The sequence below is a fragment of the Aequorivita aquimaris genome, from assembly GCF_001573155.1.
GTDB classification, from domain to species: Bacteria; Bacteroidota; Bacteroidia; order Flavobacteriales; family Flavobacteriaceae; genus Aequorivita; species Aequorivita aquimaris.
On sequence record NZ_JRWG01000003.1, the window covers coordinates 397,881 to 421,755 of the forward strand.

At 39.9% G+C, this 23,875-nt stretch carries 17 protein-coding genes; 12 read left to right on the forward strand and 5 right to left on the reverse strand.

Features of this window, described 5'->3' with window-relative positions; translation table 11 throughout:
* Positions 1 to 4: 4 nt before the first annotated feature.
* Positions 5 to 2,719 carry a putative LPS assembly protein LptD gene (locus LS48_RS07140; RefSeq protein ID WP_062621421.1) on the reverse strand — a complete coding sequence of 905 codons (2,715 nt, stop codon included), beginning with the start codon at positions 2,717 to 2,719 and terminating at the stop codon, positions 5 to 7.
* Between the two features lie 217 nt (positions 2,720 to 2,936).
* On the opposite strand from LS48_RS07140, the gene LS48_RS07145 reads away from it, so the two are divergent.
* The 8 genes from LS48_RS07145 (at position 2,937) to bshA (ending at position 12,419) form a co-directional block, all read left to right on the forward strand.
* A complete protein-coding gene (locus LS48_RS07145; protein ID WP_062621536.1) occupies positions 2,937 to 4,058 on the forward strand; it encodes an N-acetylmuramoyl-L-alanine amidase family protein in 1,122 nt (373 codons plus the stop codon).
* Between the two features lie 54 nt (positions 4,059 to 4,112).
* Positions 4,113 to 5,063: an MlaD family protein gene (locus LS48_RS07150; protein ID WP_062621423.1), complete on the forward strand. Its 951-nt coding sequence runs from the start codon at positions 4,113 to 4,115 to the stop codon at positions 5,061 to 5,063.
* 6 nt (positions 5,064 to 5,069) lie between these two features.
* Positions 5,070 to 6,401 carry a 4Fe-4S dicluster domain-containing protein gene (locus LS48_RS07155; RefSeq protein ID WP_062621425.1) on the forward strand — a complete coding sequence of 444 codons (1,332 nt, stop codon included), beginning with the start codon at positions 5,070 to 5,072 and terminating at the stop codon, positions 6,399 to 6,401.
* Positions 6,402 to 6,413: 12 nt separating this feature from the next.
* Positions 6,414 to 6,848: an LNS2 domain-containing protein gene (locus LS48_RS07160; protein ID WP_062621426.1), complete on the forward strand. Its 435-nt coding sequence runs from the start codon at positions 6,414 to 6,416 to the stop codon at positions 6,846 to 6,848.
* Between the two features lie 80 nt (positions 6,849 to 6,928).
* A complete protein-coding gene (locus LS48_RS07165) occupies positions 6,929 to 7,720 on the forward strand; it encodes a (Fe-S)-binding protein (RefSeq protein WP_062621427.1) in 792 nt (263 codons plus the stop codon).
* An 84-nt stretch (positions 7,721 to 7,804) separates the two neighbouring features.
* A complete protein-coding gene (locus LS48_RS07170; RefSeq protein ID WP_062621428.1) occupies positions 7,805 to 8,290 on the forward strand; it encodes a hypothetical protein in 486 nt (161 codons plus the stop codon).
* A 16-nt stretch (positions 8,291 to 8,306) separates the two neighbouring features.
* Positions 8,307 to 11,225, forward strand: a complete 2,919-nt coding sequence (locus LS48_RS07175) for a serine hydrolase domain-containing protein (RefSeq protein WP_062621429.1) — start codon at positions 8,307 to 8,309, stop codon at positions 11,223 to 11,225.
* A gap of 51 nt (positions 11,226 to 11,276) precedes the next feature.
* Complete coding sequence (bshA, locus tag LS48_RS07180) at positions 11,277 to 12,419, forward strand: N-acetyl-alpha-D-glucosaminyl L-malate synthase BshA (RefSeq protein ID WP_062621430.1); 1,143 nt, start codon at positions 11,277 to 11,279, stop codon at positions 12,417 to 12,419.
* Here the strand turns inward: bshA and LS48_RS07185 are convergent.
* Together LS48_RS07185 and LS48_RS07190 are read right to left on the reverse strand one after the other, a co-directional pair.
* Entirely contained in the window at positions 12,416 to 13,870 is a 1,455-nt protein-coding gene (locus tag LS48_RS07185; protein WP_062621432.1) for an amidohydrolase family protein, read from the reverse strand. The genes bshA and LS48_RS07185 overlap by 4 nt on opposite strands.
* 133 nt (positions 13,871 to 14,003) lie before the next feature.
* The gene (locus LS48_RS07190) at positions 14,004 to 14,504 is read right to left on the reverse strand and encodes a hypothetical protein (RefSeq protein ID WP_062621435.1); all 501 of its coding nucleotides are present in this window, start codon (positions 14,502 to 14,504) and stop codon (positions 14,004 to 14,006) included.
* Positions 14,505 to 14,637: 133 nt separating this feature from the next.
* Here LS48_RS07190 and LS48_RS07195 point away from each other — a divergent pair, with 133 nt between their 5' ends.
* The 4 genes from LS48_RS07195 to LS48_RS07210 all read left to right on the forward strand — a co-directional run bounded on the left by LS48_RS07195 (position 14,638) and on the right by LS48_RS07210 (position 21,147).
* Positions 14,638 to 17,562, forward strand: a complete 2,925-nt coding sequence (locus LS48_RS07195; RefSeq protein ID WP_062621437.1) for an FAD-binding and (Fe-S)-binding domain-containing protein — start codon at positions 14,638 to 14,640, stop codon at positions 17,560 to 17,562.
* A gap of 62 nt (positions 17,563 to 17,624) precedes the next feature.
* Positions 17,625 to 18,689: a chorismate synthase gene (gene aroC, locus LS48_RS07200; protein ID WP_062621439.1), complete on the forward strand. Its 1,065-nt coding sequence runs from the start codon at positions 17,625 to 17,627 to the stop codon at positions 18,687 to 18,689.
* Positions 18,690 to 18,704: 15 nt separating this feature from the next.
* Positions 18,705 to 20,150, forward strand: a complete 1,446-nt coding sequence (locus LS48_RS07205) for a dicarboxylate/amino acid:cation symporter (RefSeq protein ID WP_062621442.1) — start codon at positions 18,705 to 18,707, stop codon at positions 20,148 to 20,150.
* Positions 20,151 to 20,346: 196 nt separating this feature from the next.
* A complete protein-coding gene (locus tag LS48_RS07210; RefSeq protein WP_062621444.1) occupies positions 20,347 to 21,147 on the forward strand; it encodes a phage tail-like protein in 801 nt (266 codons plus the stop codon).
* Positions 21,148 to 21,213: 66 nt separating this feature from the next.
* On the opposite strand, the gene LS48_RS07215 is transcribed toward LS48_RS07210, so the two are convergent.
* Positions 21,214 to 21,618 (reverse strand): thiol-disulfide oxidoreductase DCC family protein, encoded by a 405-nt coding sequence (locus LS48_RS07215; RefSeq protein ID WP_062621446.1) that lies wholly within the window; start codon positions 21,616 to 21,618, stop codon positions 21,214 to 21,216.
* 70 nt (positions 21,619 to 21,688) lie between these two features.
* On the reverse strand, positions 21,689 to 23,863 hold the full coding sequence (locus tag LS48_RS07220; protein ID WP_062621539.1) for an endonuclease MutS2: 2,175 nt from the start codon (positions 23,861 to 23,863) through the stop codon (positions 21,689 to 21,691).
* Positions 23,864 to 23,875: the final 12 nt, after the last annotated feature.

Genomic DNA, 23,875 nt, shown 5'->3' on the forward strand with positions numbered 1-23,875 from the left:
CACGCTACAACTGTTTGTCACTTTCTCTTCGCTTATCGTATTTGATATCACTAAGTACTGAGGATTTTATTCCGATAAAGAAATACCAAGCTGTATTTATACTGCCTATGGGTGTCCAATTAAAACTCATTTGCCAACTTTCCAAATCACGCTGGAAGCGGAACTGCGTAAGGGTAACGCCTTTGTTCTTAAAATCATAACCTGAGGATACACCAACGGTCCATCGTGGTGCAAGCTCCATATTAGTGCTAACCATAAGTGATTGGCTGGAAATTTCATTCTGCCGCTGGCTGTTGCCATACGTTATAGTGTAGGCCAAGCGCATATCCCAAGGTATTTTGTAGTTGTACCAAGCTATATTTGTTTTATCTACATCTTCATCGTCTTCTTTATAAATTTGTCCGTCATAAATATCAGTAGCATCCCCAAAAAGATCATCTGGGCGACCTCCATTTCGGAAGGTTTCATTTTCTGTTCTATCCAAATCCTTTTTGCCGCTACCATCAAAATCTTTGCTGGAAAAGGAATAATTGATACTCACATTGGCATTTGTAAGCCTAAAAAGGCTTCCGCCGTTATCAATATTGAAAACATCAATTTTTTGATTGTTGTTGTCCAATGCATACGGATCCAAGCTTCCGCTAAAATTGAAATCGAGCTTTGGCACTATAGGAATACTTCCCGTAAATTGCAATGGGCTCCAATTCAAAGAATCGCCTGCAAGATTATAAGCAGTTGAAAAATTCAAATTGTTAAGCAGCGTAACTTTTTTGGGTTCCACAGCAGTTGTATCGCGATCGCGCACCTTTGCCTCAAATGTATTACTGAGCGACATCCCGATGCTGCTGGAATACACTTTATTGGGTGGGCCGTAGAGAGTGTTTTCAAAACGGGAATATTCTACAACTTCGCCAGCAGCCTCATTTGCAGTTTCAGGAATGATAAATTCATCATAATACCTATCAAAAGCAGGGTTTATATTATAACTGATCGATGGACGAACCACATGGCGTACCGCTTGTATCTTGTTATTTTTTCCAAAGTTGAAAAGTCCGTAAAGCGTGGTTCCCAAACTTGTGGAAAAATTATACGTCCGGTAACTTTCAAAACCCGAAACCGTATCTTTTACAATACCTCCCAAACCATTGTTTATGGCTTGGTCATAACGCTGTCGCGTACTTTTGAGCACCCAGGTTTCACGAAAATTGGTTCCTGCGGAAGCGCTCAGGTATTTTAAAATTTTGAAATTTGTAGTAACGGGAATATTGTGTTGGGCGCCAATTTGTGCGCTGTTGAACATTTCCGACTTAAAGAAAAGCGAATCGGTAGTTTGGATTCGATTTTCTGCAGAAAGGTCGTATTGAAAATTTATATTCTGGATAATACCTTTTTTAACGCCATCTTTTGGTGCAAAGGGATAAATTCTGGAAACGCTTGTATTCAGATTGGGAAGCGACATAGATATGGCTTCGGTATTTGTGTTTTGAGAATGGGTTGCCGCTACAGAAAGATTAACCTGTGGTTCACCTTCAAAAGATTTTGAATAGGAAATAGAAGAACTTAAGGTATTTACAAGAGCGCTAGCATTGTTTGTTTGATTGATGGATTGTGAAAAATACTTACTGCTCCCAATATTTACCGAAGCTGAAAAACGAGAGCTGGGACTACTTTTAGTGTCTTGGGAATGTGACCACCGAATATTGTAAATGCTAGTCTCGCTAAAATTTGGAAACCCTCTTTCTTCTTCCACAAGTTTTTCAAATCTTGCACTTACATTTCCTTTAAATTTATACCGAAGCGCATATGATGTTTCTCCCCGCAAGGCATAGCTACCGTTGGTATAATAATCTCCCAAGAGGCTCAAATCCAGATATTCACTTATAGCGAAATAGTAACCTCCATTTTGAAAAAAGAAACCCCGACTGTTGTTATCCCCAAATGAAGGGATTATAAATCCCGAAGTACGATCTTCAGTCAACGGAAAATATGCAAACGGTAAACCTACAGGCGTGGGAACGTCGGCAATGTACATATTTGTTAAACCTGTAACCACTTTCTTTTTAGGAACAAATTTGGCCTTTCTGGTATAGAAATAATATTCGGGGTCATCAATATTTTTTGAAGTGGTGAACTTTACGTTGCGCAGATATACCACTGAGTCGTTTACTTTTTTCGTAACATCTGCAATTACCCTAAATCCGTTTTGCTCGGTCCGGCTGTTGTAAACCAAGGCCTTTTCGGTATCAAAATTATAACGGATGGAATCTGGCTCAACTTTATTGTTCGCCTGTACAAAAACAGGGCGTTGGCTATAAACCCCCGCGCTGTCTATTCCTTTGGCATATACTTCGTTTTTATTGTAATCAAGGATTATCAAACCTGCATCTATCCGCATATCGCCATAGATAATGTAGGCTTTGTTATACATATACACCTTGTTTTCCTTTCGGTTTAGCAACACATAATCTTCACCATAATAGTCCACAACATCCGTTAAAGTCTCCTTTTCAGGTTTAATGGTGTCAGTTTTTACGGTATCCTGTGCTTTTTCATTTACCTCGTCAATAACGGGTTTTAAAATTACCGTAAGCGTATCATCCTGAGTAGTTTTTGGCAGATTTGTTTCATTCTTTGGCGGAATATCCTGTGCATGCAGAAGAGCGCTGCAAAGTAGCAGAAATGTTAAGAAGATTGTTAAGTAATGCCTGTTTGTCTGCAATGCTTAGATGCTATTATTTTGTAGATTTGGCTTAGTATTTGAAACGGTCAAAAATAAACATATTTTTTCGGGTACGTTTTTTTAAATCATTTTTTTAAAATATCAAATATTCTTAATCGTTAACAGCTATATGAAATGCCCATTAACTATTTGCAGAACAATAAAAATGAATAAGCTAGGCATTCCATCTTCCATTTTATCAATTATTCTTGTACAGATGAAAACGAAACTTTTTTCTTCTTTCGTATTAATTATTGCAATTTCATGTTTCCCTTTTGCAGCTTCAGCTGCCGAAAACCCTACAAAACCATTTGTTGTTGTACTTGATGCTGGTCACGGTGGGCACGACCACGGAAACAAGGGCAATGGCTACAAGGAATCTGAAATATCTTTAAATATCGTCTTAAAAGTGGGAGCGGAACTGGAAAAGTTGCCTAATGTAAAAGTAATTTATACACGAAAAACCGATGTGTTTATTGAGCTCCGCGAACGGGCGGCAATAGCAAACAAAGCAGATGCCGATCTTTTTGTGTCTGTCCACTGCAACGCCCATAATTCAGACGCATATGGTGCCGAGACCTTTGTTTTGGGACTTCATAAAAGTCAAGCAAATTTTGAGGTTGCAAAAAAGGAAAACGAGGTAATCTATCTGGAGGAAAATTATCAGGAAAAATACGGCGGCTTTGATCCAAATGCGCCGGAATCATTGATAGGTATGGTGCTGATGCAAGAGGAATATTTGGACCAAAGCATACTGCTGGCAAGTTTGGTACAGAACAACGTTATCAATAATTTAAAACGAAAGGATAGAAGTGTGAAACAAGCTGGTTTTTGGGTACTTCACAATACGTATATGCCCAGTGTTTTGATTGAAACGGGGTTTCTTACCAATAAAAGCGAAGGCGCTTATCTAAATTCAGCCAAGGGACAGTCTGAAATGGCCCGGGAAATTAGCAATGCCATAAAATCTTACATCAACAGTCTTTCGGTTTCAACTGAAAAGATAAAGGATCCCGAAGTAAAGGAGCTCGAGGTTGAAAAAGCAATAGAGGTAACAAAAGAAGACATTTACGAAGGCATAATATTTAAAGTTCAACTAGCCGCAACCAGTAAAAAAATAGACCCAAAGCCCAACAACTTCAAGGGACTCAAAGATATAGCCCGCGAAAAGGAAAGCGGACTTTTTAAGTATTACTATGGTGAAACCTCAGACTATAACAAAATCCAGGTTATGAAAACCTATGTGCAGCAAAAAGGATATCCTTCAGCATATATTGTCGCTTTTAAAAAAGGAAAAAAAGTTAATCTACCTGAAGTGTTAAAATCGAAAGCCAATTAGTGTGCATTCTTTATATTTATCATTTAAATTTGTTCACAAACTAAAACTATACTCTTGAGACTATCGAAAGAAGTTAAAACCGGAATCCTCGCCATAGGGGCTATATTGCTGTTAATCTTTGGTTACAGTTTTTTAAAGGGCACTAATTTGCTCGACAAAAACAGAGAATTCTATGTAAAATATGACAATGTGGAAGGTTTGGCCCAAGCCGCACCCGTTACCATAAATGGACTTACCGTTGGCAAGGTGCAGAATATTTCCTTTGCTAATTCCAAGGGAGGACTCGTGGTAAAATTCACTGTTGAAAAAGATTTCGATTTTTCAAAAAACAGTATTGTCAGAATTTACAGTACTGGGCTCATTGGTGGAAAATCGTTGGGAATCTTTCCACAGTATGATGCTGGCAATATCGCAAAAAGTGGCGATACCCTTAGAGGCGATGTTGAAGATGGAATGCTTACGGCCGTTACGAAAGCTCTTGGTCCTTTGGAGAAAAAAGTGAACAACACCTTAGCCACCGTTGACACATTATTGTTGAGCGTGAATGCCATAATAGACGAGCAAACCCGTCAAAATTTAAAGGAGGCTATAAAAAATCTAAATACTACACTTAATTCATTCGCCGGGGTTTCAGAAAATTTGAATACCATACTTTCCAACAACACCGGTAAACTGGACAATACATTTACCAACCTAGACAAAACTGCTGGAAACCTTTCTAAATTAACAGATTCCTTGGCACAATTGGAAACTGGTAAATTGGTTTCAGATCTGCAAAATGTGGTTGATAAAATGGACAAAATTGTTGCAGGCGTCGATAACGGCGAGGGTTCCATCGGCAAACTTTTAAAGGACGATAAACTTTACCAAAATTTAGAAGGTGCTTCCAGGCAGCTAGAGCAGCTGTTGCAAGACGTTAAACTAAACCCGAAACGTTATGTGCACATTTCAGTTTTTGGAAAGAAGAATAAAGAATACGAACCACCAGCCAACCCAGACGAATAATAAACCATGCAGTACATTCCGAATATACTTTTTATTATTGCCCTTGCGGCAGGTATCGGGTATTTCACCCTTAACATTCGCAAGATAATCCGTAACATAAAACTTGGCCATCAAGTAGATGCTTCAGACCATACTTCGGAAAGATGGGGCAATGTAGTGCGCATTGCGCTGGGGCAGTCAAAAATGGTTGTACGCCCCATCCCAGGGCTTCTTCATATAATTGTTTATGTAGGTTTTATTATAATCAATATCGAAGTACTTGAAATTATTATCGACGGTATTTTCGGAACCCATAGAGTACTTTCAACCGTCCTGCCCATTGGGCTGTATAACTTTTTAATCGCTTCTTTTGAAATTTTGGCACTTTTAGTTTTGGTGGGTGTCATACTTTTTTGGACTCGAAGAAATCTTCAAAAATTACGAAGGTTTTGGGCAAATGAAATGAAGGGTTGGCCCAAAAATGACGCCAATTATATTCTTTATTTTGAAATGGTCCTAATGATTCTGTTTTTGACCATGAACGCGGCAGATCAGCAATTGCAAACATTGGGCGCGGCCCATTATGTAGAGGCGGGTTCCTATCCTGTAAGCCAATTTATAGTTCCATTTTTGGATAGTTTTTCTGAAGCAACGCTAATTGCCATTGAGCGCGGAGCATGGTGGCTTCACATTTTGGGAATACTTGTTTTTCTGAATTATTTATACTTTTCAAAGCATCTTCACATCATTTTGGCGTTCCCAAATGTTTACTTCGGAAAAGTAGTTCCAAAAGGAAAGTTTAATAATTTGGATTCCGTTACCAATGAGGTGAAAATGATGATGGACCCCAACGTAGATCCTTTTGCGGCACCCGCCGAAGGAGCATCTGAGGCTCCAGCAAAGTTTGGCGCCAGTGATGTAATGGATTTAAGCAGAATTCAATTACTGAGCGCATATACCTGCACAGAGTGCGGTCGTTGTACCAGCGAATGTCCCGCAAACATTACGGGGAAAAAACTTTCGCCGCGTAAAATAATGATGGACACCCGTGACCGTTTGGAGGAAATTGGAAAAAATATTGACAAAAACGGAGAATTCAAACCAGACGGTAAACAACTGCTGGACGATTATATTACTCGTGAAGAGCTTTGGGCGTGTACAACCTGCAATGCCTGTGTTGAAGCCTGTCCCGTAAGTATCGACCCGCTGAGTATTATTATGGATATGCGCCAATATTTGGTGATGGAACAATCGGCAGCTCCCACGGAGCTAAACGTTGCGATGACAAACATTGAAAACAACGGAGCGCCTTGGCCCTATAACCAAATGGACCGTTTAAACTGGAAAGATGAGAATTGATAAAATTTTAGTATGAAAAAAGAAGAAGTAGAAAAAATGCTGCACGATAAAGTAGAAAAAGGTGAACACGTAAGCCCAATTCTTCCCGAAGGGATAAAAAACTACTTAATAGATATTGACGGTACCATTACAGACGATATACCAAATGAGGAACCTGAGCGGATGGCTACCTGCGAACCTTTTCCAGATGCTTTAAAAACCTTGAACAAATGGTACGACGAGGGGCACATTATCTGTTTTTTCACCTCCCGCACCGAAGCCCATCGCGAGGTAACTGAAAATTGGCTAAACAAACACGGTTTTAAATACCACACCATGTTAATGGGAAAACCACGTGGTGGAAATTATCACTGGGTGGACAACCATTTGGTGAGAGCTACGCGATACAAAGGAAGATTTACTGATTTGGTTGAGAAGGAAGTAACCATTGAAGTATTTGAAGACTGATTATCAGTTAATAGAAAAACGTTAATAGCTAATAGGAAATCCCCGTTAACAATTAACAACAAACAATTAACAACAAAAACATGAGTGAACAACTAAAAGTTCCAACAATGGCCGAATATATGGTCCAAGGCAAGCAACCGGAAGTACTGTTTTGGGTTGGCTGCGCTGGGAGTTTTGACGACCGTGCAAAAAAAATAACCAAAGCCTTTGTGAAATTGCTCAATAAAGCAAATGTAGATTTTGCCGTTTTGGGAACTGAGGAAAGCTGTACCGGTGATCCTGCAAAAAGGGCAGGAAACGAATTTTTGTTCCAAATGCAGGCAATGACCAATATTGAAGTGTTAAACGGTTATGAAATTAAGAAGATAGTTACCGCTTGCCCGCATTGTTTCAATACAATTAAAAACGAATATCCAGGGCTTGGTGGCAATTATGAAATTATGCACCACACCCAGTTCTTAAAATCCTTATTGGAAGAAGGACGCTTAAAGGTAGAAGGTGGAAAATTTAAAGGAAAGCGAATCACATTCCACGATCCCTGCTATTTGGGAAGGGCAAATGGCGAATACGAAGCACCACGCGACCTGCTTCAAAAACTTGAAGTGGAACTGGTTGAAATGAAACGTTGCAAATCTCGCGGATTGTGCTGTGGAGCCGGAGGCGCCCAAATGTTTAAAGAACCCGAGCCAGGAAATAAGGACGTTAATGTAGAGCGCACCGAAGAAGCTTTGGAAACAGAGCCAAAAATTATTGCAGCGGCCTGTCCGTTCTGCAATACTATGATGACCGATGGCGTTAAGGCAAAGAGTGCCGAAGACAGCATTCAAGTATTGGACGTTGCCGAGATGATTGCAAATGCAGAAGATTTATAAAAACCTATTTGATTGTTTTTCTCCAAAGGCCATTTCGCAGCGCCAGAATGGGCATCTTATACAATCAACAAGATCATTTAAAAAATGTTGACAGATTTTAAAAACCTGCCCGACGATTCCAGAATATGGATCTATCAGGCAAATAGAAAATTAAGCGACGACGAAGTTGCCGAAATCACCAAATTATCAGAAGATTTCTTGACCAAATGGACCGCCCACGGAGCTGAGCTTGAAGCGGGGGTAGAAATAAAATACAACCGTTTTATAGTACTAGGGCTCAATCAGGCAAATGCATCGGCATCAGGCTGCAGTATTGATGCTTCGGTACATTTTATTCAGTCGCTTCAGGAAAAATTTGACGTAGATTTACTTGATAAAATGAACGTTACCTTCTATTCGGGTGAATACATCGCGTATAAACCTTTGGCCGATTTCAGAAAAATGGCGAAGGACAAATCTGTTTCAAAAAACACCATCGTCTTTAACAACCTCGTAAATACCAAAGCCGAATATCTTGAAAATTGGGAAGTACCTGCACACGAAAGTTGGCACAATAGATTTTTATCATAAAGAGGAAATTTTACTTATGAAGAACTTACTGCTCACTTTCCTTTTTGCATTTATATATATATCGGGTTTTTCCCAAGACAAGAATCCATTAATTGTAAAGAACGATTTTCAAAACCAAAAAAAATGGGTCGATAGTATCTATGATTCAATGACATTGGAAGAAAAATTGGGCCAACTGTTTATGGCTGATATTTTTTCGAGCGACCCAAAGACCAAGACCGATAAAATAAAAGACTTGATTACCAATTATCATCTGGGGGGTATCATTTTTTCAAAAGGTGGTCCGGTGCGCCAAGCTAAACTTAACAACGAGTTTCAGTCTTTGGCAAAAGTTCCCTTAATGATTGGTATGGACGCCGAATGGGGGCTGGCCATGCGACTGGATTCTACGTACGCTTTTCCGTGGAATATGACCTTGGGGGCGATTACGGATAATAAAATCGTTGAGAAAATTGGCCGCAGAATTGGCGAACAGTCCAAACGTTTGGGCGTACATATCAACTTTGCGCCGGTTGTGGACATAAACACAAATCCTAAAAATCCAATCATTGGGAACCGCTCTTTTGGGGAGGATAGGGATAATGTAACCGAAAAGTCCCTCGCCTTTATGAAAGGAATGCAAAGTGCGGGAATTATGGGAAGCGCGAAACATTTCCCCGGCCACGGCGATACCGATATGGACAGCCACAAAACCTTACCAACTGTAGATTTTTCAAAAGAACGTTTGGATACTTTGGAATTAGCACCCTACAAAAGATTGATAGACGAAGGACTGAATAGTGTAATGGTTGCCCATTTGAATGTTCCAGCACTGGAAATCCAAATGAATTACCCCTCTTCGCTCTCTTCAAAAGTGGTGACTGATCTTTTAAAAAATGAATTGGGTTTTAACGGGCTAATTTTTACCGACGCCCTGAATATGAAGGGCGCTTCCGATTTTAAAAAACCTGGCGAAATAGAACTTGCCGCATTCCTTGCGGGAAATGATATATTGCTGATTTCCGAAGATGTGCCAAAAGCTATGGAATTTCTTATAAATTCATACAACGAAAAAATTATTACTGAAAAGCGCTTGGCCTATTCAGTAAAGAAAATTCTTTATGCAAAGTATAAAGTTGGCTTAAACAATTACAAACCTGTAAATCCTGCTTATTTAATTGAAGATTTGAATTCCGTAAATGACGATGCGCTCTATGAAGAAGCAATGGACAACGCATTAACGGTTATTAAAAACGACCGTGCAATTCTTCCCATAAAAGACCTTCAGGAAAAAAAGATTGCCTATATAAATTTTGGCGATGATTCTGGCGAAACTTTTTTGAATGAATTAAAAAAATACGGCAGAGTAGATTGGGTAAAAGCAAACAATCTTGATGATTACATCCAAAAACTTAAGGCGTATAATTACGTAATCATCGGTTTTCACAAAAGCAATGACAACCCATGGAAAAAGTTCGAGTTTTCTGAAAATGAACTCGTTTGGCTTTATGAAATCGCTCGTACAAATACTGTGATTCTCGATGTCTTTGCAAGACCCTATGCCATGCTCGATTTAAAAACCACCGCCAATTTTGAAGGCGTTGTAATGTCCTATCAGAATAGTGAAATATCACAAAAACTTTCTGCCCAGCTTATATTCGGCGCACGTGAAGCCAAGGGAAAACTTCCGGTTTCTTTGGGTGAGGATTTTCCTTTAAATACTATTTTAAAGACCAAATCCATTCGAAGACTTCAGTACGGAACACCGGAAAGTGTGGGCGTTAACAGTTATAAATTGAAAAAAATCGATTCGCTTGCAAATGTGGGAATCAGCGAGGGAATGTATCCGGGAGCCCAAATTTTGGTGGCTCGAAAAGGAAAGGTTATTTATCAGAAAAATTTCGGACACCACGAATATAATTCTAAAAATAAAGTGAAGGACAGCACCGTTTACGATTTGGCTTCGCTTACGAAGATTTTGGCTTCCTTGCCGCTTGTGATGCAGCTTGTGGATAAGAAAGAGTTGAGCATGAACACGAAGCTTTCGGAAATGCTGCCAGAATACAAAAATTCAAACAAGGCAAATATTACTCTAAAGGAAATGCTTTCGCACTATGCGCGTTTAAAGGCTTGGATTCCGTTTTATCGTCACACTTTCAACGAAGAAAAAACAGGAATTTCCTCAAAGTACTATTCAGATATTCCAGATAAGGATTTCAATGTGCAGGTAGCAGATAAGCTTTATATGCGCCGTGATTATATGGATACCATTTTTAAAACAATCCGTGAAAGTGACCTGAACTCGCGGCTTGAATATAAATACAGCGACCTTCCGTATTATATTTTGAAAAAATATTTGGAGCGTAAATTTGCCAAACCGATGGAACTTATTGTACAGGAAAATATTTACGAATCCCTGGGCGCAAACTATATGACCTATCTTCCGTTGGAAAAATTTTCAAAGGAAAATATTCCGCCAACCGAGCAGGACAATATTTTCAGGAATCAGAAAGTTCAGGGTTACGTACACGACCAAGGCGCTGCGATGCTTGGGGGCGTGAGCGGCCATGCGGGGCTATTCAGTAATGCGAATGATGTGGCCAAACTTATGCAAATGTACCTTTGGAAAGGTTTTTACGGTGGCGAACGTTATTTTAATCCGGATGTTTTAGACCTTTTCAATACCTGTTATTATTGCGATAAAAACGTGCGAAGAGGCGTGGGTTTTGACAAACCGCAACTTGGAACATCGGGGCCAACCTGTGGTTGTGTTTCCATGACCAGTTTTGGACACAGCGGATTTACAGGTACATTTGCTTGGGCAGATCCAGAGCAGGAAATTGTTTACGTATTTTTATCAAACCGAACTTTTCCCGATGCGGAAAACCGAAAATTGATAAAGAGCGATTTGCGAAGCAAAATACAGGAAGCCATTTATGAGGCAATTGATTATTAATATCAGAAATGCTTCTATAGGCCTAAAAACTTTGAATTTGAAATCTATAAAATGAAAATAGCAATAGTATGTTATCCAACCTTTGGCGGAAGCGGGGTAGTGGCCACAGAGCTGGGTTTGGCATTGGCCGAGCACGGACACGAAATTCATTTTATTACGTACAAACAACCCGTTAGGCTTGAATTGCTCTCTAAGCATATACATTTTCACGAGGTTTCCGTGCCTGTGTACCCACTTTTTCATTATCAGCCGTATGAGCTTGCCCTTTCCAGCAAATTGGTGGATATGGTGAAACTTCACAAAATTGAAGTATTGCACGTACACTATGCAATACCCCACGCTTACGCAGGCTATATGGCAAAGAAAATGCTTGAGGAAGAAAATATTTTTATTCCTATGGTGACCACACTTCACGGAACGGATATTACTCTTGTGGGAAACCATCCCTTTTATAAGCCAGCGGTAACTTTTAGCATTAACAACAGCGATGTGGTAACTTCAGTTTCTAAAAGTTTAAAAGAAGATACACTGCATCTTTTCGATATTAAAAAAGAAATACATGTAGTTCCAAACTTCATAGATATTCCGAAGAAAATTAACACTTTTACCGATTGTCAGCGTGATTTAATGGCAGACAAAGACGAACGCATAATTACACATGTAAGTAATTTACGCCAAGTGAAGCGGGTAAAGGACGTTATTGAGGTTTTTGATCGTATTCAGAAAAAAATTCCATCAAAATTAATTATAGTGGGCGAGGGGCCAGAGCGAGAGGCTTGTGAACAGCTTTGCGAGCGGAAAGGAATTGAAGAAAAAGTACTTTTTGTGGGCAATAGCAATGAAGTGGACAAAATTCTGTGTTTTACCGATCTTTTTATTCTGCCTTCGGAAAAGGAAAGCTTTGGTCTTGCTGCCTTGGAAGCAATGGCCTGTGGCGTTCCGGTAATATCGAGCAATACTGGCGGATTGCCAGAAGTAAATATTCAGGGGGTAAGTGGCTTTTTGAGCGACGTTGGCAATGTGGATGAAATGGCCGAAAATGCCTTAAAAATTTTAGCTACAGACGAAATGCTAAACAAATTTAAAAAACAGGCTATTGAATCTGCTATGGTTTATGATACCAAAAAAATTGTTCCATTGTATGAAAAACTTTATGAAGGAGCAATTGCTGAAAAAAATACTTCGAAGGTTTAATAATTTTTTTCAATAAATTCCATCGCATTTACGTGCATTACGCGCTCAACAATGGCCAATGCCTCTATTCTGTTGTAATCATTCAACATGATTAGATTTTTTGAAAGATAATTTTCAGCGTGGTTTAGCATTTCTTCGGCTAAATCCTTCATGTTTTCCGCAGTCCACAAACCGTTGATGGGGTTTACGATTCCGTCAAAATCACTTCCGATGCTTTGAATTCCCCAACAAAAAAGGCCTTCCTTGTCCAAAACTTCGGCAATGTGCTGAACTTGCCTCCACACCAATAGTGCTTTTTTATTAAGTTGCTTTCGCTTATTTGGAAAAATCATTTTGCTGTCAGAAATAGCTTTGCTACTGCCTATACGGCGCTCATCCAACTGGATCCCGAAAATTCCATTGCTGCGTGCAATCCGAATTAATTCTTCATCATAGAAATTTATATCAATGTCACAAAACCAATCTGCATGTTCAGAAATATCAATTTTGTTCCACTGCACAATGGAGTGCTTCCCGTTACAGGCACCGTGGCTAGCAATTACAGGAATTTTTTCTGCATTGTATTTTGTGTCAAGTAATTGATAGTACGCTTTTCGGGAGGCAGTGCTTAAATGCTTCACATCAATTGGTATTCTTTTTCCCTCAGTATTATCCAAAAGTAGGTCAATTACTTCCACACCTAACTCTGTGATGCCGGTATTCAAGCCCCTGTCTTGGTTTTTTTTCAGCATTCCTATTGAAATACTTCGTGCATGTCCACAAAGTTCATTGTAAAAGTGGTGTGCAAGTGTGATGAACATAGGGCGATGTTCCCAATTTTTAATAGTCTTGATGTTTCCTATAACTTCGCTGCGGCTTGCCATATCTTTCTGCATATCCAGTCCAGTATTGAAACTATGTCCGCCTTCAATACTCAAAACAATATTTATAATTTTTTTGGAATCGGTTTCCTGTGCAAAATTGGTTTCAATGTCCTGAAAACTTCGAACCAATCGGTAGGTGTAGATTTTTCCATCAATATTTACAACCTGATTGTGAAGTTGTTGGTAATAATGGTATTCATCCATCAAATCGGCAAAATAATCATTGTTGCTGCGTATGTAATCCATTCGCGACTGGCTTATGCTTGCAGCAAGGTTCACCAAAACGTCCGTCACTCCTTTAATTCCTATTATTTCCTTTCCGAAAAAATGTTTTTCAAAAGGATAAAGAGAAACCACTACCACTTTGGTTTTAGCCTTTGCAAGAGCCATCAAGTCTGTTTGTGTAAATTTGGTAAGGGTAACAATTCGATTCACAAACTTTTCAAGAAAATTGGGAGGGCTGTAATGCCAAATGGAGTTTTTTCTATTTGGGTCCAGCGCGTTTTGTTTGGTAGGATTGTACTTAAAACTTTTACTGTACGGTTTTAGAGAAGGGTGACAATGCAAATCTACATAATGCTTTTCCATGGTTCAATTTATTGAATTCTATAAAATTGCAATAAAATGCTAACTTATGAAACAGGATTTTTCCTGTTTTTTTAAAAGGGAAATGCCCCTTTTAATGTGGGGCATTTCGTTCAAAATATATTTATAAAGTTTTTTAAAATTGATATCTCGCACTTATTCCTACGTCGAAATTAACATCATCTCGATAGTTTAAATTTACCTGCGGTCTAAAGTCGAAGGAAACCAGCAGTGGAAAATCAAAGCTGTATTCTATACCCACATCACCTGTAAAAAAAGCAAAAGCTTCCGAATCCTTGTTTCGATAATAAGGATAGTTATCGTCATAATAACGATCAAAACTTTCAATTCCGGCGCCTAAACCAGGTCCAGCATACCAATTAAAGCCACCGTCAATGTTCCAAACCCATTGATAAATTGCAGTAAATTTTACATCCTCCCAATAACGTTCGCTATGCCATGCCAGCCCTAATTCCAGGCGGTTTGCATCGCCCAATGCACGTTGATAATTAACCTCTGGGCCAAAGCCATTACTTTCACTAAGACGAATTCCAATAGCGTTTTTTGAAATCTCTTGTGCATTAGCTTGCATTCCCACACCAATAACTAGTAATATTAATAAAGCTGATTTTTTCATAATTTTTTCTTTTAGTTATAAACGTTGTAAATGTAGGAGTATTATAAAGCTACAATCGTTAACGGGATGCTAATCCCAAATGCAAAAATTACAAAGTTTTGTTAAGGAATTTTCTACATTTACAGTACCGACAATGAAAAAGCAATTCCAAGATTTTCAAAAGATATTCAATGGTGAATTTTTAATGGATTCACTCCATACATCATTGTATGCTACAGATGCTTCGGTTTACCGAAAAGTACCGATGGCAGTGGCTTATCCTACTAACGAACGGGGCATCAAACAACTTGTGGCGTTTGCGGAAGAAAATGGAGTGTCTCTCATTCCAAGAACTGCGGGCACATCGCTTGCAGGACAATGTGTGGGCGAGGGGATAGTGGTTGATGTTTCTAAACATTTCACCGAAATTTTAGCTGTTAATGTTGAAAAGAGAACCGTTACACTTCAGCCCGGAGTAATCCGCGATGAATTGAACCGCTACTTAAAACCCTTCGGACTATTCTTCGGCCCAAATACTTCCACCAGCAACCGCTGTATGCTTGGCGGCATGGTGGGCAATAACAGTAGCGGCACGACTTCCATTCAGTACGGTGTAACGCGCGATAAAGTCTTAAAACTGAAAACCATCCTTTCCGATGGAAGTGAGGCTGTTTTTGAGCCTCTTTCAAAAGAAGCATTTTTGAAGAAAACCGAACTCAATTCCCTGGAAGGAAAAATTTATAAAACAATCAATGAGGAATTGACCTCCGAAGAAGCAAAGCAGGAAATCTGGAAGGAATTTCCAAAACCCGAAATACACCGAAGAAACACAGGCTACGCAGTTGACAGTTTGCTAAATACTTCCGTTTTTGGTGAATTTTATGAAGAAATCAATCTCTGTAATTTGCTCTGCGGAAGTGAGGGAACCCTTGCCTTTACAACCGAAATTACACTTCAGCTAGATCCATTACCGCCACAATTCACAGCAATGGTAGCTACGCATTACGAAACATTGGAGGCCTGTCTGAATGACGTGGTAGTAGCCATGCATCACAATCTGTTCACTTGTGAAATGATGGACAACGTGATTTTGGATTGTACCAAAAAAAACAAAACTTACGAGCCCTACCGTTTTTTTGTAAAAGGAAACCCGAAGGCAATTCTGCTTTTGGAATTGAATAGCAATTCGGAAGAAGATTTGCAGAATCAAATAACTGCATTATTGGACTCACTTAAAATTTCTGGCTATAGCTATCACAGTCCCGTTTTAAGAGGCGAGGAGATTGAAATGGCTTTGGAACTGCGCAAGGCAGGCTTGGGTCTTTTGGGGAATATGGTCGGCGACCGAAAAGCGGTTGCCTGTATTGAAGACACGGCGGTTGCTTTGGAAGATTTACCGGCCTACATCGGGGAATTTTCCGCTTTGATGAAAAAGTATGGACAGCAGGCGGTTTATTATGCCCACGCCGGCGCAGGAGAGCTGCATTTGCGGCCCATCCTCAATTTGAAAGAGAAGGAAGGCGTGGAATATTTCAGAAAAATAACGACCGATGTGGCTTTGCTCTGTAAAAAATACAAGGGCTCATTTTCTGGCGAACACGGCGACGGCATTGTACGCGCCGAATTTATTCCCTTGATGATTGGTGAAAAAAACTATGCGCTTTTAAAAAGAATTAAAGCAGCTTTTGATCCGCAAAATATTTTCAATCCTGGAAAAATTGTGGATGCTTTTAAAATGGACGAGTCTCTGAGGTATGAGGTGGGTAGGGAAGAGCCGATAATCGAGACATTAATGGATTTCAGTGATTCCGAGGGAATTCTTCGCTTGGCTGAAAAATGCAACGGCAGCGGCGACTGTAGAAAAACGGCGGAAGCAGCCGGAGCCATGTGCCCCAGTTATCACGCCACCAAAAACGAAAAAGACACCACTCGGGCGCGTGCCAATGCATTGCGCGAGGTTTTTACTAATAATGAGGCTGTAAATAAGTTCAATTCAAAGGAATTGAAAGAAGTTTTTGATCTCTGCATCAGTTGCAAGGCCTGCGCCAGCGAATGTCCCAGCAATGTGGATATAAGCACTGCTAAAGCAGAATTTTTATATCAGTATAACAAAGCGAACGGAGTTAGTTTTTCGAATAAACGCTTCGGAAAAAGTACACAATTGAATAAAATGGCTTCAAGATTTCCGAGGCTTTCCAATTGGGTTTTCACGAATGGTTTCACTTCAAAAATTATAAAGAATATGGGCGGCATCCATCAAAATAGGTCGTTGCCAAAAGTTTCAAACAACAGTTTTAGTAAGACGTTTCAAATAATTAAAAATGAACACTTTAATAAAGAAAATAACAATAAAGAATTAATTATTTTCATAGATGAATTCAGTAATTATTTGGATGCAGAAATTGCGCTCGATTCTTTTATACTTTTAAAATCTTTGGGTTATAAAATTGAGATCATTGATACTTTGGACAGTGGCCGGGCCTTGATTTCAAAAGGATTTTTGGAAGAGGCAAAAGAGCAAGCTAATAAAAACATTGCGTTTTTAAAAGATAGGGTATCTAAAGAAACTCCTTTGGTTGGCATCGAACCCTCTGCAATTCTTTCGTTTCGGGACGAATACCTTCGTTTGGCGGACGATAAAAGTTCCACAGAAAAACTTTCAAAGAATACATTTTTAATTGAGGAATTTTTAGCTGCCGAAATCCAAAATGGAACCATTTCCGCAGCCCAGTTTACTTCCGAAGAAAAACATATTAAAATCCACGCGCATTGCCACCAAAAATCGCTCAGCAACCAGAAAGTAACTTTTGACATTTTGAACCTTCCCGAAAATTACAAGCCAACCATCATACCGTCGGGTTGTTGCGGGATGGCGGGCAGTTTTGGATATGAAAAAGAACATTACGATGTGAGTATGAAAATAGGGGAATTAAAGCTTTTCCCGGCATTGCGGAAATCTTCTAAAGATACTATTGTTGCGGCAAATGGAACGAGCTGCCGCCATCAAATTTTTGACGGCACGGGCAGAAAAGCACTACACCCGGTGACGATTCTTAAAAATGCACTGCTTCAATCCTGAATTTTAAACCGTGAGTCTTGAATTATTAAACCCGAAAGTTTACATTTGTTGAAAACCAACCTATGGCGGGCAATTCCTTCGGAAAAATCTTTAAGCTTACCACTTTTGGCGAATCGCATGGTCCTGCCATTGGCGGAATTATAGATGGTTGTCCAGCAGGTCTTTCCATTGATTTTGAAGCGATATATGCCGAAATGCAACGCCGTAAACCGGGCCAATCTGCAATTGTTACCCAACGGAAAGAGGAAGACAATGTAAAGTTTCTCTCGGGAATTTTTGAAGGAAAAACCACCGGAACGCCTATTGGATTCATTATTGAAAATACAGACCAAAAAAGCAAGGATTACAGCCATATAAAGGATGTTTACCGCCCTTCGCACGCAGATTACACCTACGATAAAAAATACGGAATACGCGACTATCGCGGCGGCGGACGCTCATCGGCACGTGAAACGGCTTGTAGGATGCTGGCTGGGGCCATTGCAAAGCAATTGCTTCAGAATATAAAAATTACTGCTTATGTCTCTTCCGTTGGCGAAATGGAGCTAAAAAAACAGTATTCCGAAGTAGATTTTTCAGAAATAGAAAAAAATCCTGTGCGTTGTCCCGATGCCGAAATGGCTTCAAAAATGGAAGACTTTATCAAATCTATCCGAAAAGAGGGCGATACCGTAGGCGGAACGGTTACTTGCGTTATCCAAAATGTACCTGTTGGTTTGGGCGAGCCCGTTTTTGATAAATTGCACGCAGAGCTTGGCAAGGCAATGCTTTCCATAAACGCCGTAAAAGGTTTTGAGTATGGAAGCGGATTTGCTGGAACGAGTATGAAAGGCAGCGAGCATAATGATGCATTTAATGAAGACGGAAGCACAAAAACAAACCACAGCGGCGGAATCCAGGGCGGAATAAGCAATGGGGAAAATATTTATTTTAAGGTAGCTTTTAAACCCGTTGCAACCATTATGCAAAAACAGCAGACCATTGACAGCAAAGGAGATAAGGCCGTAGCTGAAGGAAAAGGCCGTCACGACCCTTGTGTTGTGCCACGTGCCGTCCCCATTGTGGAGGCTATGGCAGCTTTGGTATTAGCAGATTTCTATTTATTGAACAAAATTTCAAAAATTTAAAGACATATTATTTTTATGAAAAAACTCGCGCTACACTGGAAGATAATCATCGGACTTGTTTTAGGTATCATTTGGGCATTGCTTTCCAGTCAACTGGGATGGAGTGAGTTTACGATAGACTGGATAGCGCCGTTTGGAAAAATTTTCATCAATCTTTTAAAATTGATTGCCGTACCGTTGGTATTGGTTTCAATTATAAGTGGAGTTGCGAATATTGGCGACCCATCCAGCCTTGGAAGAATGGGGGGTAAGACACTTTTGGCTTATTTAATTACCACGCTTTTCGCTGTGAGCATGGGACTATTATTGGTAAATGTAATTCAGCCTGGAAAATTGATTGACGAGCAAAGCCGAATTGACAATAGGATTAGTTATGAAATTTGGGCCGCTTCCGAAGGCCACGAAATAAAGGATGGAATAAATTATCTGCAGGATCCCGCTTTCTTTGAGCGCGCGCAAAAAATAACCGATCTTTCAAAAGGGGAACTTAAAGATGCTTCGGTAACCGAAAAAATGCAGACGGCTGAGAAAACCAAGGAATCAACACCTTTGCAGCCTTTGGTAGATATTGTACCTGAAAATTTCTTCTTTTCCTTGACAGACAATGGATTGATGCTGCAAATTATTTTCTTTGGAATATTTTTCGGGGTGTGTTTGTTATTGATTCCGAATGAAAAATCAAAACCTGTTACAGATTTTATGGACAGCGCCATGGAAGTATTTCTAAAAATGGTGGATTTGGTTATGCAGGCAGCGCCATTTTTCGTATTTGCACTTTTGGCGGGTGTTGTGAGCAAAATGGCCGGGGACGATATAAGCAAAGTTTATGAAATATTTAAAGGACTAAGCTGGTATTCCCTTACCGTTTTTCTAGGGCTTATGCTGATGATTTTCCTTATATATCCGTTGTTGGTTAAAATATTTGTGAAGAAAATACCCTATAAAGGCTTTTTTAAAGCAATGGCACCTGCGCAGACTTTGGCTTTTTCAACTTCTAGTAGCGCAGCAACCCTGCCAGTTACGATGGAATGTGTGGAAGAAAACTTAGGAGTGGATAAAAAAATAACAAGCTTCGTGTTGCCAATTGGTGCTACGGTAAATATGGACGGAACCTGCCTTTACCAAGCCGTAGCGGTTGTTTTTCTTGCCCAGTTGCATATGATTGATTTGACGCTTGGACAACAGCTTACAATAGTCCTAACAGCCACCTTGGCATCCATTGGTTCTGCGGCCGTGCCAAGTGCCGGACTGGTAATGCTTATTATTGTTTTGGAATCTGTAGGACTAAACCCTGCTTGGATAGCAATCATCTTCCCTGTGGATAGAATTTTGGATATGTTCCGCACGGTTGTAAACGTTACGGGAGATGCTACCGTTTGTACCATTATTGCAAAAGGGGAGGACATGTTAAATTATGTTCCACACGATAATCCTTCGGAGACTTTTGATTTGGATTCGTAACATTTTCTCAATAGTTTCTTAAGAATGGAATAACCTTTTCAATAAAATGTAAACGTAATTTTGCTTTCCCAGGTTTACTATTAAAAATATATTGCAAGAAATATTAATTTATATTAAATTAGATTTCTCCCCAGAAGCATAGACCCAATCTATATTTCTGAACCCTTGCCTTCTTAGCTATGTAAATTACATAGTTATGAGAAAATCACTTTTATTCTTTGTTGTTGCAGCTATTGCAACCGTATCTTATTGCCAAGTTGGCATTGGTACCACCACACCATCACCTGCGTCCATGCTTGAAGTAAGTAGCACTTCAGATGGGGGTACTACCTATAAAGGGTTTATGCCTCCACGTGTTCCTAATGTAGCTGCGCGGGATGCAATTAATGCAGGTTATTCAGATTTTGGGCTAACCATTTTTTTATTGGATTACCCTAATAATCAAGGGTGTTTGCAAATGTGGGATGGGGATAGTTGGGAGTCAATCCATTGCGTTACTCTTGCCAGCCCAGTGGCCTGGATTAATGAATTTCATTACGATAATAGTAGAACCGACACTGGTGAGTTTATTGAAATAGCAGGCCCTGCAGGTTTGGATTTGAGCAGTTATTCCATTGAACTTTATAATGGAGCGAACGGTCAAGTTTATACTATAACCAATCTAGCGGGAATAATTCCAAACCAATCAAATGGGATTGGAACGCTTAGTTTTACATACCCAACAGATGGAATCCAAAATGGTTCTCCTGATGGAATCGCCTTAATTGATTCTGGATCGGTACTTTATTTTATTAGTTATGAAGGATCGTTTACAGCTATCAATGGCACGGCAGTAGGTTTGACTTCCACAGATATTGGTGTTTCGGAACCGGCAAATACTCCTGTCGGACAGTCCCTTCAACTCACCGGCACGGGCCGTCAATACCACGACTTCTCTTGGAGCGCGCCGGCTGCTGAATCGCCGGGCGGCATTAATGCGGGGCAGACCATTAATTAAAAAAAAATGGACTAAATGCGTTATGATATTTGTTTAGCTGAAAAAATTATGATATAGAAAACGGAATTATAAGAATTTATTCTTGAGCTTTGCAGTCGGTATCATACAGCTTTCCCTCTTCCCAAACCATCTATAGCGGTTGCGCGCAATGTAATCGTAAACCGAATCTCGGATAAATTTCGGAAGAATCATAAACCCAAAAAGTAGGGGATAAGCGCCCGACAAGTATTTGGCAATGCGGAGCGCCGCCGAGGATTTTTCGTAATGGGTATCGCCATCAATAAGAATGATGGAATCTACTTGGGAGGTATCTATATTGAATTTTGAAGTCAGTTCTTGCCCAATTTCACTTTGCAGCGCCGCAAACTTAAAAACGTTCTTTTTGTCCCGCTTGATAATAAAAACAACCGCACCGTTGCAGAGATTGCAAACGCCGTCGAAGAGGATTATTTTGTGGTCTTTACTTTTCATAAATAGTATTCAGTCGCAGTCTCAGTTAGCAGTTTCACTGAAAACTGCGACTGAAAACTGAAAACTTTTTTCAGACTTTTTCAAGTTCTTCCAAACTAACATTCGTTGTAAACATTCCATAATTCACAATGGCCTTATTTTTTTCAATGGTATCAATCGTGCCGATGGCGCGGCCGTCAATCATTCGTACTCTGTCGCCAATTTTTAGGGTAACTTTCGGTTTTGGTGGCGGTAGTTTTTTTGCTTTTTCTTTTTCTTCTTTTTTGCGTTCCCGGATTACTTCCACCTTTTTTTCAACTTCCTGTATCACTTTCTTTTCCTTGGCTTTTACGGCTTTTTTGACTTTGGGCGCCAGCTTTTTGCGTTTGCTGTTTTCAATCATCACAAGTTTCATCAACTCGTCAATCAATTGCTTTTTCTGCTTGTTGTTGAAATATTTCTCAGAAAGCACATCAACCTTTTTGCCCAAACTGATCAGTTTTTGGTTGGCATCAAACAATTCCTGATAGCTTTCCAGTTTCTCCTGCACGCGGGCATTTACTTCTTCCAGCTGCTTGCTTTCAATCCGTGCCTTTTGTTCTTCGGTTTTTAAAGATTCCGAAGTTTTCCGAAGATTGCTCCGCTCTTTTTGAAGATTGGCTATGGTCTTGTCAAAGCGCACTTTACCGCGTTCAATCTTCTTTTTCGCTTTATTTATCAAACTATAGGGAATGCCGTTTTTCTGCGCAACCTCAAACGTATAACTGCTTCCGGCCTCACCTAAATGCAGCTGATACAACGGTTCCAGCGATTTATTGTCGAATTGCATATTGGCATTGATGGCGTGGGGCAGTTCATTTGCCAAAAGTTTTAAATTTGTATAATGCGTTGTGATAATCCCGAAAGCTTCGCGCTCGTAAAAAACCTCCAAAAACGTTTCGGCCAAAGCCCCGCCGAGTTCCGGATCGCTGCCCGTGCCAAATTCATCAATCAGAAAAAGTGTTTTTTTATCGCACTTTTTCAGGAATTGGTTCATCTTTTTTAATCGGTAACTATAGGTGCTCAGGTGGTTTTCAATGGATTGGTTATCGCCGATGTCGGTCAAAACTCGTTTGAAAAAGCACATTTCGCTTTGCGCATCCGCAGAAATCAATAGCCCGCTTTGCAGCATTACTTGTAAAAGCCCAACGGTTTTTAGTGTGATACTTTTCCCGCCGGCGTTGGGTCCGGAAATTACAATGATGCGTTTTTCGGGAACCAATTCAATGCGCTGCGGAAATGTTTTTTCTTTCCGTTTGTTATTTGAAACCAGCAACAGCGGGTGATAGGCCTTTATTAAAGAAATTTTTTTCTCGGAAACGATAATCGGCAACACGCCGTTTATTTTCATCGCGTATTTCGCCTTGGCATAGAGCACGTCCATCGCAATCAAGTATTCCTGATAGCTCGCCAAAAGCGATGCATGCGGCCGTACAAATTCTGTCATCGCCTTTAAAATGCGCTTTATTTCCTCGTCTTCCTCGTATAAAAGATTGCTGAGCTCGTTGGCGTATTCCAGCGTTTCCTGCGGTTCAATATAAACAATGCTTCCCGTTTTTGAACTGCCCAACACGGCGCCTTTTACCTTTTTGCGGTGCATAGCTTTTACCGCCAAAACACGACGGTTTTCAACAACCGACTCGCGGATTTCATCCAAATAATCACTCTGTGCGTATTGTGAAAGGGCTTTTGTGAAAGAGGAATTAATTTTTCCCTTTACCACGTTCAATCTCCTGCGAATGGCGCCAAGTTCCGTGGAAGCTTCGTCCTTTATTTCGCCGTATTTGTCAACGCGTTTGTTGATTTCTTCGGAAATGATCGAAGTATAATTTACTTCTTCCGAAAAGGAATTTAAGTGAATATAAAACTCTTCAAATTTTTTAAAGAATTTCAGAAGAATCCGCGTGGTTTCAGAAATGGAAAGAATTTTTCGGAAACCGGAAATTTCCAGACTGCTGTTTTCAATTTCAAGCAAACGCAGCTCTCTAAAAATTGGATCGAACCCGTGGTTTGGGATGCGGTTTTCTCCATCAAAAGAGGCCGTGAATTCTTTTACGCGTTTCAGTTCCGGCTCAATTTCATCAAAATCCTGAAAAGGGATTATAGCCAAAACCTTTTCGCGGCCGGGCTCTGTAACACAAAATTCAGCAACCTGCCGAAGCACGGCAGGAAATTCTAAATCCTCTAAAGTTTTACTGTCAATACGGGCTTTCCGTTTTATTTCCATTAATTTTACTTT